Below are 12092 nucleotides of genomic sequence, written 5' to 3'. Positions count from 1 at the left end.
TTTGAATAACAATTTTATGCACCCTGTAAACACCATCAAGTAAAACATAATCTGAAAAGAATATCTTTTTTAACAACCTGCCCTGCTTGTCAAAATACTCACCAAAACGAGCTAAATTCTCCTTTGTGTCAATATAAATTATTTGCTTTGAATACCCACTGTGTTTGTCTTTTGGTAAACGCAGCACTTTAAAATATTGCACACCGTCTTTTGTAACTACTGTTGCATCTTGCGGGTAAGTGTAGTTTTTATAATTTTGCGAAGATATATCTTCATAAGAGAATTCACTTGCCATAAAAGAGCCCGACTTATTGCGTGAGCTGATGCGTTTTACTCGTTTGAGTGCCGGAAGGTAGAGCCACTGTTTATCATCTCCGCCAATCACTTCATAACTCAAAAGCTTTGTATCTTTTAAATCGTTAGGATAGAGAAATATAAGTAAAGATCTGTCCCCATCCTCTCCCTCAAGCTTTTTCATTGCAAGTTTGCGTATGTTTTCATCTCCCTCGGCATTTTTTAAAACCATCGTAGTTTGTGAAATACTGCTTTGATAGCCTGATATCTTTTCATACGCTCGTTTTGCAACTTCTTCGCCACTTTGAGCCAATAGTGCAACAGACAAACATAAAAATGCAATACTTTTTTTCATAATTTTCCCCTTAAAAGTTTAAAGTGAACAATGTTAACATAAGAAAACTTAAATGTAAACACTGTTCACTTTAAAAGTTATGATAGAATTGCATTATGATTAAACACGACTACCATCATGGAAACCTTAAAGAAGAGTTCATTACCATCGCTATGGATTTTATAGCAAAAGAAGATGTAGAAAAGCTCACGCTCAAAGTGCTTTCAGATGCTACAGGAACTTCTCGCTCTGCCATCTATAAACATTTTAAAAATAAAGATGCGCTTATTGAGACCATTATAGAGAGAGGATTTGATAAGTTCGATGTAGAAACTACACCCAACTTAAAAGATAATAGCAAAGCATTGGTTGACAAGTTTTATTTGACAGGGAAGCTCTATGTTGAATTTGCAAGAAAAAATCCAAATCTTTACAGACTTTTATTTGGAAAAAAATACGCCCACATACGAGAAGAGATACTTAGCATAAAAGATGAGGATTGCAGCGGTTTTGCAGCGCTACAAAAGACAGTAGAAGATGGACAGAAACAAGGTGTTTTAAAAAAAGAAGAGAGCTATAAGCAAGCCATAGTTATCTGGGCGACAATGCACGGCATATCTTCACTCATCATTGATGGTTTTATGGATGTGGAAAATGTGTATGAAGATATGTACGATACCCTATTTGAAACACTTTTGACCGGACTGATGGCAAATAAAGTAAAAATCATTTCAACTGTTCCGGTACTTAAAAAACTTCTGCAACCGAAAAACTAAAGTAGTTATTTATTGACTTCTCTTTGTAGCTTATCTTCAACTGATTTTATCTTATTTTTCAATCTATCTTCAGAGTTATAGCGTATGTCAAACTTGAGCGATGAATAAACCCTTTCGCAATCTTTTACCTGCTCATACGCAAGAGCGATGACATCGAGTGCCTCTTGCATTGTATCAGTTTCAACAACTGTTCCCATTGGTGTAAGCTGATACTTCACCCCGCTCTTATCTATGGCATCAATTATTTTTGCTACCTGTTTTGAAACAGATGAACCCTCTCTACAGTTATCACTCGTTGGAAACATTGCAAACTCCAAAAGTACACTCATTACTATCCTTCTCTTTTTAATTGTATTGTATCACGCCTAAGTTTAACTTTACTTAGATATAATGGCGAAAAAATTATTTAAAGGTATAAAATGGGATTAGCAATAGGCTTAGTAGGACTTCCAAATGTAGGTAAATCAACAACTTTTAATGCGCTGACAAAGGCACAAAATGCAGAGGCGGCCAACTACCCATTTTGTACGATTGAACCAAATAAGGCAGTAGTTCCGGTTCCGGACAAACGACTTCATGAACTTGCAAAAATTGTAAATCCAGAGAGATTACAATACTCTACTTTAGATTTTGTAGATATTGCAGGTCTGGTAAAAGGAGCTTCTCAAGGTGAAGGCCTTGGAAATAAATTTCTCTCAAATATTCGTGAAACAGAAGTTATTTTACAGATTGTAAGATGTTTTGAAGATGAAAACATTGTACATAATGAAGGAAGTATAGACCCACTTCGTGATGTTGAAATCATCGAGGGTGAGCTTATTTTAGCAGATATTGAAGTGCTTGCAAATAGAATTGAGAGACTTAAAAAACAAGCAAAAGCAGATAAAAGTGCAAAATCAACTTTAGAACTTGCAGAAGAACTTCTGGAATTTTTAGGTGATGGCAATCTTGCTCGTAACTTTGATAAAACAGATACAGATGAGTATAGACAGCTGGTAAATGAAGTAAGATTTTTAACTGATAAAGAGATTATGTACGGTGCAAATACAGATGAAGATGGTCTTTTAGAAGATAACGAATATGTAAAAGCTTTAAAAGAACACGCCCAAAAGAACAACTGCGAACTTATTAAACTCTGTGCAAAAGTTGAAGAAGAACTTATTGGTCTTGAAGAAGATGAAGCAAAAGAATTTTTAGATGAACTAGGTGTTGAGGAGTCAGGACTTGAACAAATCATCCATAAAGGTTTTGAAAAACTTGGTCTTATGAGCTACTTTACAGCAGGTGTAAAAGAGGTTCGTTCTTGGACAATCAGAAAAGGTTCAACAGCTCCAAAAGCAGCAGCAGTAATTCATAATGACTTTGAAAAAGGTTTTATCCGTGCAGAAGTAATTGCGTATGAAGATTTTATAGAATGTGGTGGAGAAGCAAAAGCAAAAGAGGCAGGAAAAATGCGTCTTGAAGGAAAAGAGTACATTGTTCAAGATGGTGATGTAATGCACTTTAGATTTAACGTCTAAAGTATTAAAACGCTAAAGTAAATTTACTTTAGCGTAGCTACAGTTTCTCCAAACTTAACTTTATCTCCTGCTTTTACAACTATATCTTCAAACATCCCTTTTTCAGAAATAATAACAATAGTTGAACCCATCTCAAAACATCCAAAATCATCACCTTTATCGAGATACAAATCTTTAAATTCATAAACTTGTTCTCCAACAACATCTGCATCAGTCTGAATACGCGGTTCAAAACTCACTTTCATAACACCAACATTTAAAGCACTCACAAGAACCATATAGAATGTTTTACCTTCCATGGTTTCACATTGAAGTACAACCCTCTCATTTTCTATAAAAAGATTGAGACGCTTTTTAAGTGATGGAACATTAACAGGATAAAATTTTCCTGGAATATGTACGGCTTTCAACACTTTCATATTTGTTGGAATATGGTAACGATGATAATCTTTTGGAGAGAGATAAAAGTTTATAAAATCTCCATCATGAATACTTTTTTTCTCTTCATCACTGAAATTTTGACCTAAAAACTCATCTGTTTTATAACGCATTCCTTTTATTTGCAAAGCATAGTCACTTATTAAAGTTCCACACTCAGATATAAGCGAATCGCAAGGAGAGATGAAGTCCGCTGCGTTTAAAGAGTAATGTCTTGGCTCTTTAAGGTGTCTTGTAAAAAGAGCATTTAAGCTTTTATAAGTCTCTGGCGAATGAAATTCACTCATATCAAGTCCCATAAGTCCTACATAGCTTCTGTTTACTATATTTTGAAACCAATGTGGAAACTCTTTTGAAGCAAATTTTCCAAATGTTTGTGATATTGCTGATGTTATATGTCGTCTTTTCAAAATGCAACCTTGAGTATAAATAATAATCGTAATTTTAGCCCATTTTACTTAAACTTTCAATTTTATGTATTTATAAAAATTTTATTATTTTTTCGATATAATAAAAAACAAATAAAAACTATAAGTTGTACAAATGTTTCAAAATAAAATTTCAAAGTTAGTTGCACTTTATGTTTTAAGTATAACTACAGGTATATATGCAAGCAACTTATCTTTATCTCCACAACAAATTACAAAAAGGCTACATCTAATTCCTGCATCAAAAGCAATAATACAGTGGGAAAGAGTTTTTAAATCTGAACAAAAACTTAAAAAATATAGAATTAACACATTAAATACAGAACAAAAGATTCAACTCAAAAAGTACCTCCTTAATCATGCCATAGATTCGGACCAACCAACAGTAGCAGGAGTTTAAAATTGAAAAAAACTTTATTAACCCTTTGTGTAATGACACTTTCTTTATCAGCAAACACAAAAAATGACAATACAGCTCTTTTAAAATCTTTAATGAAAGAGGTAAAAACACTCAAACAAGAGGTATTAGTCCTTAAAAAATCTAAAGTACAATATACTAAAAGTATTGATGATATATATGATAACATAGACAGGGTTGAAGCAGAAGGTCTTCAAAACAAAATTAATTTTGGACTTGACTTTAAAACCAACCTTGATAACTTTACAAAAACTTATGCAGATGGACATAAAGTTTTTAACAATAATATTTGGAGCAATAAACTAATGCTCAATATGAAAGCTAACATAACTGATAACATGAACTTTTATGGAAGACTTTCAATGTATAAATACTGGGGAAGTAGCTATATCCATCCTTACACTTATTATGACAACATGCAAGGACGTGTCCCATCTGACAGTAGTCTTTATGTAGAAAGAGCTTATATTAACTGGTTTTTCTTTAAAGATTCTCTGTTACCTATGGCTTTGACAATTGGACGACAACCTAGCTCAGATGGACCAAGTACTCAATTCAAAGACAATACAAAACGAAAAGGAACATACTCAGCACTATTATATGATGGAGCTGCTGATGGTATTGTATTCACTGCTAATATTTCTAAACTCATCAAGCTTCCTAAAAGTTATTTGCGTTTTGGGTATGCAAAAGGTTTTGGGTACAGTGAAACTACTCCTAATGTGACTAATGCTTTTATAGGTGCATCTAATAATAATATAAAAGATACAAATATAGCAGGTCTTTTTTTCGATACATCCCTGCCAAACATACAAAACTCCCTTATTCAAATAAGCTATTCAAAAATGATGGATATTGTCGCAAATCCACTCGACAAAAATAGTTCTCAAAATAAAAACATAGGGAATGTTGATCTCTATGGAGCGATGCTAGAACTCTCAAATATAAACAATACTCATCTAGATCTTTTTGCACACTATGGGCACTCTCATACAACACCCAACAGTAATAGCTATTTGAATTATGGAGGTTTACTTACTCATGCTGGCAATACCAAGTCAAAAGATGGTGATTCTTTTTGGATTGGTTCACGTTATGGATTTGGAGAAAGACAAAAGTACAAAATTGGTCTTGAATATAACAAAGGAAGCAAAAACTGGATAAATCTCACACAAGGCTCTTTTGATACCTACAACAAGCTTGCAACACGAGGAGATGCTTATGAAGCATATTTGATGTATGTAATCAACAGATACTCAAATATTCGCCTTGGTTACGTAAATATCGACTACAGATATACACGTAGTGGTTGGTTTGTAGGTGAAAGTAAAAAAATCAATAACTCTCTAACAAATGCCCAAAATGTTGTAAAAAGAGTGAATTCTATTTATTTAAAAATGAGCGTACACTTTTAGCAGATGAAACGAATATTAAATAGCCTAAAGCTTGCAGTAAAAATAAACATTACGACGATTTTCTCTATTATTTCCATTATCATTTTAGCTTTTGGTGTCTATATTGCCAGTGTAAAAGTAACTGCTACAATAACTGAAAATACTAAAACTATCACTTTTATGCATCAATTAACATATAGAGTACAGAAACATTTGGATGATATGAATTACATAACAATTCAAAATGCAATCAAAGAGAACAAGAGCTATACAAAACAGAATGATCTACTCAAAAAACAACTCTCTAATGATTTAAATCAATTAAAAAACAGTAAAAATCTCCGCTCAGATAAACTAGCACAAAAAATTATTTATAATATTACTCAAAGGGTTATAGGTTACAGACTTATTGCAGATGAATTACGCAACGATATTCAAAGCAGCAGTGAAGATGGATTATACTCAATCTTAGCGCTCTCCTCTGCAAGTAAAAAAATATCTGCAGAGTTAGAACTACTAGATAAAAAAATCTTAAAAATTTCACAAAATAAAATCCAAGCACTTCATCAAAAGCTGTTTCATATAAGAATAGCAATGCTTCTTTTTCTCCTTTCAATCGCTGCTCTTTTACTATATATAAACAAATCAATTGTCGATTCTATTTTACAAAGGATGGAACAGCTTAAAGAGGAGGTACTCTCCTTTTTTGATTTACTCTCTCAAAAAAGAGACACCGTACGTCATATTACTATAGATGGAAATGATGAAATAGCTGAAATTTTAAAAATTATCGACAACAATATGTATGTAGGGGAAAAAATTATTGCTCAAGAGAGAGATCAGGCTAAAGAGATTAAACAAAAAGTGAAAGAGGGATTAAAAGAGATTACTCAACTCAATAATGAAGTTGAAGCAACACAACGAGAGATAGTTTTTATGATGGGAGCAATTGCAGAAGAGCGTTCAAAAGAGACCGGACAACATGTTCAAAGAGTTGCCGAATACTCCCTTATTTTAGCCCGACTATACGGACTTTCTTTAGAGGAATCTATTTTAATAAAAAATGCCTCGCCAATGCATGATATAGGCAAAATAGGAATTCCTGATGCTATTTTAAACAAACCAGGAAAGTTTACAAATGAAGAATTTGAGATTATGAAAAATCATACTAAAATTGGCTACAAAATGTTGAAACATTCTACAAAATCTATCTTAAAAGCTGCTGCAATTCTAGCTTATCAACATCATGAAAGATGGGATGGCAAAGGCTATCCTCAAGGACTTAAAGGAGAAGATATACATATCTATGGTCGTATTACTGCTATTGCTGATGTTTTTGATGCTTTAGGAAGTGAAAGAATTTATAAAAAAGCATGGCCATTAACAAAAATACTTCAACTCTTCCAAGAAGAACGTGGAAAACAATTTGACCCACTTCTTGTAGATTTATTTCTGGATAATCTAGAGCATTTTTTAGCTGCTAAAGAAAATATTGAATCAAACAATAATGAATCATCTTTATCTAAATATATAGAAAACTTTGAGAAAGTTCCAAATATATTAGAAACTTAAAAGTATTAATTTATCTTTTTCTTTGCTATCTCTTCAAGTAAAACAGTCGCATATGAACCTTTTGGAAGTGTAAAATTCAGTTCATACTGTGCCTCAACTTGATTAAAACGCCCCTCTATATCTGTCGGGTAAATCCACGCATAGCGTCTTGCTCCATCTGCATTTATCTCATCATCATACTCTTTTTCTATCACCCATGCCACTCCATTTGCATGCGTTGCTTTTTTACCACACAAAAGCCCTGTTACACTAATATTACGCTCATCAAAGCGTTTTATATCCTCTTCTGCACCACCAAATTCAAACAATCTTCCATGAGGATAATGTTCCATAATGTCGCCATCAATAAGCTTGAAAGAGTGTTTTTGCTTTTTCATTTTTTGAAGTTCATTATTTGGTAAGTTTAACAGCGTTTCAAGTTCACCCACTTCAAAACTAGCTACAAGAGAATTTATCTCTAATCTTCGAGAGAGCCAGAGATTAAAAAGATGCGATTGGTAAGCATTTATAAGAAGTTTTTTTACCCGTGGATTTCGCTCACGAGCCTCGCCTTTAGCAAGTTTTTCACCAAGTATATGATTGTCTCCATCATTACCAAAACGCTGATAACCAAAAAAGTTTGGCATCCCCTGCTTATCAATATTTTTAAGTGCTTCATCTATTTTTATTGCACTTGTAGGGTTTACCTTTTTAAGTTTAATATAAAAACGGTTTCCTTTGAGATGCCCTACTCTTATTTTATTGTTATGGTATGTTTTTGAGATAATTTTTATGACTTCATGATTAAACCCTTCCAATGCCTCTTCATACTTTTTATGCAGAGATATATACTGCTTTGTCATAGCGTGTTTATCTTTTAAACCAGCGTAACCTATTTCTCTGTTTTTTATACCCAAATATCTTGCAATCTGTCCTATCATCTCATTTGTAGAGAGATTCTTTTTTCTCACAAAAAGAATAAGATGTTCGCCCTCCCCTGAAAATTCATACAGAGGTATCTCTTCTACTACAAAATCTCGTGGTGTCTGTCTAAAATGAAAATCAATGCTTGCATGTCCAAGCGAATAAAATCTGTCCATTATATTTTTTCCTAATTTTAAAAATGATGTGCTTTACATCTGTTTACATACTTTTTACGCGCTGCGTTTGCAAAAATAGTAAGTTTTGTTCTACTTTGAGCAGCTCGTCTAATAACTGCCTTTTTATCTCGTCTGTCAAACGCAACAAGCATCTCATACTCTTCCCCACTACAGCCTACACTTTTGGGGATATTTATCGTAAAATTAATTCCTATTTTATTGAGTGATGTAATTTTATCTAAATCACTATATAAACCATCTGAGATGTCCATACCAGCCTTGAGATGGCGTATTGTATTTGCTATAAATTGCTCTCGTAAATTTATGTCTATAAATTTCGACTTTTTATGAATTTTACCACCATTGAGCAATTTTTTTAACTCTTTGGCGGAATTTCCAAGCTCTCCTGTGTAGGCAAGTAGATAATTTTCTCGTACTTTCAAGCGTAAAAGCACCTTTTTTACACTTGAAATAATCGTTACACTTATATCTAGTTTCGTATTACTGATTGTATCTCCACCAATAATATCAATATTATATTTTTTTGCAACGAATAGAAATCCGGCAGCTAAATCACTCATCTCTTTTTTGCTCATATTTTTTGGCATGGCAACACTTAAGAGTGCATATTTCGGTGTTGCATTCATGGCAATAGCATCTGAAATATTTACAAGCATCGCTTTTTTTGCAATTTCAAAACAACTCATCCAAGTGCGTTTAAAGTGCACATTTTCAAAAAAGGCATCTTTAGAATAGACCATATTGTCTATACATGCACCATCATCACCAATGTGTCTACTGTTAAATTGTGATATAAAATAATTTTCTAAATTCAAATAAACTTCTTTTTGTTAAGCAGATATTAATTACTGTCGATATAGAATAACAAGTTATTATAACATTATTAGGAAAATCATATATGAAGCACTCTATTAAGAATATTTTTAAAAATTTAAGCACTTATCTATTTTTTGTTTTTTTTGTTGCATTTTTAGCTCTTATGCTTGTGTTGGAGCAGAAACTCTCTTTTGATAAAATGGACACGCTTAACAATGATAAAACAATTATAAAAAAACTTGTAGAGTCCCATGAAAAAGATATGGAATTAGCACTTATACAATTTAATGCGCAAAGCACAAAGTTACTACAAAATGTTGATAAGTTAAGAACGCTTTATAAATATAATATGTTTGAAAAACTAATTCTTCAAAATAGTACAGAATATATGCAAGACTTAAATAAACTTGATATTTTAATCCAAAAATTTAACACTGTTACGCATAAATACTATATACAAGAAGATAATAGTAAAATAAAAGATGCTACAAGAGAAGAACACCTTCGTGCATTTAAAGCGTTAAACGAGCAGTTAAACAATATGCTCTTTAAAGCAATGAAATACAATCAAGAAAAATTTGAACTTATAAAATATTTAGTTGCTGCTGCATTTTTTCTTATTTTTATTGCTACATTCTGGTATAGAAAAGCACTCAACTCCATCTATGAAGATATTAATTACCTTTTTCAATTAGATAAAACAAAAGCTGATTATAATATTTATTCAATAGAAGCAGATGCAATAGCACTGAGAATGAATAGAAAAAATCAAATGCAAGATAATCCTCATCTGATTGATCCCGTAACAGGTATCAATAACTACAAGGGTCTTCTACACTCTTATTCTCACAAAAAATCGCTAAAAGACAGTAACTTCACTTCAGTAAGCATTTTAGAAATAGACAACTTCTCTAAATCTAAGCGTGTATTTACTCAAGAAATAGCACAAGCGATGCTAAAAAAAGTTGCTTATACAATCTCATTACATGAGCAACCTATTGATGTTATTGCAAGAACTGACTATAATCAATTTACACTGGTGCTCTCTCGAACGACAAAAGAGCAAGCATTTAAAGAGGTTGATTTAATTCGAGAAAGTATTTCAGAGTTAAAATTCAACATTCCTGATTATGGACCTACACAAATAACTGTTACAGGAGCTTTTGTAATCAAACCAAACAACAGTTCCATAGAAGAAGCACTCAAACAAGCAACTGAAATACTTGAATATGCAAAAAGCATGGGTAAAAACAAAATTTTACAGATAAGAGATTTAGCACAAAGAGATATATAAGTTTTTTATATATGTCTCAATTTGTAACACCCGCGAACTTCCATTAAATATCCCTAACATTTAATCTTATATAAGACTATTCACGATATAATCAAAATTATTTTAGTTCTATAATTGAAGGAAAGTTAATGAGTATTCCTATTTATACTTACGATGCAATCGTTGTTGGTGCAGGTCTTGCGGGGTGTGCAGCAGCTAGAGAGTTGCAAACTGCAGGAAAAAAAGTTGCTGTAATTACAAAATTACATCCACTTAGAAGTCATTCAGGTGCTGCGCAAGGTGGTATTAATGCCGCGTTTAGTGATGAAGACAGTGTTGAGCTTCATGAATTTGATACAGTAAAAGGGTCTGACTACTTAGCAGATCAAGATGCTGTTGAATTTATGTGTAAAAATGCTCCAGAGACAATTCGTTGGGCCGAGAGAATGGGAGCTGCGTTTAGCAGAAAACCTGACGGTACTATCGCACAGCGTCCATTTGGTGGGCAGTCATCTCCTCGTGCATGTTATGCAAAAGACAGAACAGGGCTAACACTTCTTCAAACAGTTTACGAACAAGCATTTCGTGCAGGCGTAAAGTTTTGGGATGAGTGGTATGCTGCTGATATTATCTACAAAGATGGAAAAGTTTCAGGTGTAGTCGCATTTAATATTCGTGATATGCAAATGGCTATTTTCAATGCTAAGAGTGTCATGTTTGCGACTGGTGGTTATGCTCGTGCATATAAAATCAACTCAAATGCTCATGCAAATACAGGTGATGGTTTAAGTATAGTAGCGCGTCATGGTCTTCCTTTAGAAGATATGGAGTTTGTACAGTTTCATCCATCAGGTCTCTCTGGAAATGGTGTTTTAATTTCTGAAGCTGCTCGTGGTGAGGGTGGACGACTTTTTAACTCTAAAGGTGAGCGTTTTATGGAAAAATATGCACCAAACGCACTTGAACTAGCTTCTCGTGATGTTGTTGCGCGTGCTATTTTAAATGAAATCAGAGAAGGTCGTGGTGTAGGTCCAAGAAAAGATGCTGTTTTCTTAGATGTAACACATCTTGGAAAAGATTTAATTATGTCAAGACTCCCTGAACTTCGTGAACTTGCTATCACTTTCTTAGGTCTGGATATGATTGAAGAACCTATCTTAATCTCTGCTACAGCTCACTACTCTATGGGTGGTATTCCAGTTGACATTGATGGTCATGCCCGTAAAAACAACAGTGAATTTATAGAAGGTTTTTATGCTGCTGGTGAATGTTCATGTGTATCAGTGCATGGTGCAAACCGTTTAGGTGCGAACTCTGTACTTGAAGCAATTCTCTTTGGTCGTTTTGTTGGTAAGACAATGGTAAAAGATATTGATGGTATTGAGTTACGCCCAGCAAATGAAGAAGATGCACAAACTGCACTTAGTGAAATTGACTTTTTACTTAATAACAATGGAGATGAAAGCATTCCAGCTCTTCGTGAAGAGTTACAACAATGTATGACTGCAAACGCAGGTGCATTTAGAACAAAAGAGACACTACAAATTGCTATTGACACCATAAAAGAACTTCGAGTAAGATTTAAAAATGTTCGAGTAAAAGATAAATCAAAAGTATTTAATACAGAGTTACAAGAGGCTATTGAATTTGGTCATATGCTTGACTATTCACTCTTTATTGTTGATAGTGCTATTGCTAGAAATGAGAGCCGTGGTGCTCACTATAGAGA

Annotated in this window: 12 protein-coding genes; 7 read left to right on the top strand and 5 right to left on the bottom strand. The window is 33.3% G+C overall.

Features of this window, described 5'->3' with window-relative positions:
- On the bottom strand, positions 1-649 hold a 649-nt coding region (locus MVY38_RS04320; RefSeq protein WP_297483918.1), incomplete at its 3' end, for an outer membrane lipoprotein-sorting protein.
- Between the two features lie 95 nt (positions 650-744).
- Between MVY38_RS04320 and MVY38_RS04315 the strand changes: the two genes are divergently transcribed.
- Positions 745-1404, top strand: coding sequence for a TetR/AcrR family transcriptional regulator (locus tag MVY38_RS04315; protein WP_297483917.1), 660 nt, complete (start codon positions 745-747; stop codon positions 1402-1404).
- A gap of 5 nt (positions 1405-1409) precedes the next feature.
- Here MVY38_RS04315 and MVY38_RS04310 read toward each other — a convergent pair whose 3' ends face one another.
- Positions 1410-1733 (bottom strand): MTH1187 family thiamine-binding protein, encoded by a 324-nt coding sequence (locus MVY38_RS04310; protein WP_297483915.1) that lies wholly within the window; start codon positions 1731-1733, stop codon positions 1410-1412.
- A 90-nt stretch (positions 1734-1823) separates the two neighbouring features.
- Here MVY38_RS04310 and ychF point away from each other — a divergent pair, with 90 nt between their 5' ends.
- Positions 1824-2924: a redox-regulated ATPase YchF gene (ychF, locus tag MVY38_RS04305; RefSeq protein ID WP_297483913.1), complete on the top strand. Its 1101-nt coding sequence runs from the start codon at positions 1824-1826 to the stop codon at positions 2922-2924.
- Between the two features lie 23 nt (positions 2925-2947).
- Here ychF and MVY38_RS04300 read toward each other — a convergent pair whose 3' ends face one another.
- Complete coding sequence (locus MVY38_RS04300) at positions 2948-3772, bottom strand: phosphatidylserine decarboxylase (RefSeq protein ID WP_297483910.1); 825 nt, start codon at positions 3770-3772, stop codon at positions 2948-2950.
- A 133-nt stretch (positions 3773-3905) separates the two neighbouring features.
- Here MVY38_RS04300 and MVY38_RS04295 point away from each other — a divergent pair, with 133 nt between their 5' ends.
- Genes MVY38_RS04295 through MVY38_RS04285 form a run of 3 tightly spaced genes read left to right on the top strand, consistent with a single transcriptional unit; the run spans position 3906 to position 7174 of the window.
- Complete coding sequence (locus tag MVY38_RS04295; protein ID WP_297483908.1) at positions 3906-4190, top strand: hypothetical protein; 285 nt, start codon at positions 3906-3908, stop codon at positions 4188-4190.
- A gap of 2 nt (positions 4191-4192) precedes the next feature.
- Positions 4193-5623 carry a DUF3373 family protein gene (locus tag MVY38_RS04290; RefSeq protein WP_297483906.1) on the top strand — a complete coding sequence of 477 codons (1431 nt, stop codon included), beginning with the start codon at positions 4193-4195 and terminating at the stop codon, positions 5621-5623.
- A gap of 3 nt (positions 5624-5626) precedes the next feature.
- Entirely contained in the window at positions 5627-7174 is a 1548-nt protein-coding gene (locus tag MVY38_RS04285; RefSeq protein ID WP_297483904.1) for an HD domain-containing phosphohydrolase, read from the top strand.
- A 5-nt stretch (positions 7175-7179) separates the two neighbouring features.
- Here MVY38_RS04285 and truD read toward each other — a convergent pair whose 3' ends face one another.
- Together truD and MVY38_RS04275 are read right to left on the bottom strand one after the other, a co-directional pair.
- Positions 7180-8253, bottom strand: coding sequence for a tRNA pseudouridine(13) synthase TruD (gene truD, locus MVY38_RS04280; protein WP_297483902.1), 1074 nt, complete (start codon positions 8251-8253; stop codon positions 7180-7182).
- Between the two features lie 17 nt (positions 8254-8270).
- Positions 8271-9089 (bottom strand): thiamine-phosphate kinase, encoded by an 819-nt coding sequence (locus MVY38_RS04275; RefSeq protein ID WP_297483900.1) that lies wholly within the window; start codon positions 9087-9089, stop codon positions 8271-8273.
- Positions 9090-9172: 83 nt separating this feature from the next.
- On the opposite strand from MVY38_RS04275, the gene MVY38_RS04270 reads away from it, so the two are divergent.
- Both MVY38_RS04270 and MVY38_RS04265 read left to right on the top strand, forming a co-directional pair.
- Positions 9173-10384: a diguanylate cyclase gene (locus MVY38_RS04270; RefSeq protein ID WP_297483898.1), complete on the top strand. Its 1212-nt coding sequence runs from the start codon at positions 9173-9175 to the stop codon at positions 10382-10384.
- A gap of 128 nt (positions 10385-10512) precedes the next feature.
- Positions 10513-12092, top strand: a 1580-nt coding sequence (locus MVY38_RS04265; protein ID WP_297483897.1) for an FAD-dependent oxidoreductase, incomplete at its 3' end; no start/stop codon positions are given.

The organism is Sulfurimonas sp., assembly GCF_027056685.1.
Taxonomy (GTDB): Bacteria; Campylobacterota; Campylobacteria; order Campylobacterales; family Sulfurimonadaceae; genus Sulfurimonas.
Note: the sequence above shows the minus strand (reverse complement) of the source record. Positions and strands in the feature narration are given on the sequence as shown.

Bases quoted from the DNA above. Each gene is read 5' to 3' on its own strand.
- MVY38_RS04315 (WP_297483917.1), top strand. From the start codon at position 745: ATGATTAAACACGACTACCATCATGGAAACCTTAAAGAAGAGTTCATT.
- MVY38_RS04310 (WP_297483915.1), bottom strand. From the start codon at position 1,733: ATGAGTGTACTTTTGGAGTTTGCAATGTTTCCAACGAGTGATAACTGT.
- ychF (WP_297483913.1), top strand. From the start codon at position 1,824: ATGGGATTAGCAATAGGCTTAGTAGGACTTCCAAATGTAGGTAAATCA.
- MVY38_RS04295 (WP_297483908.1), top strand. From the start codon at position 3,906: ATGTTTCAAAATAAAATTTCAAAGTTAGTTGCACTTTATGTTTTAAGT.
- MVY38_RS04285 (WP_297483904.1), top strand. From the start codon at position 5,627: ATGAAACGAATATTAAATAGCCTAAAGCTTGCAGTAAAAATAAACATT.
- truD (WP_297483902.1), bottom strand. From the start codon at position 8,253: ATGGACAGATTTTATTCGCTTGGACATGCAAGCATTGATTTTCATTTT.
- MVY38_RS04270 (WP_297483898.1), top strand. From the start codon at position 9,173: ATGAAGCACTCTATTAAGAATATTTTTAAAAATTTAAGCACTTATCTA.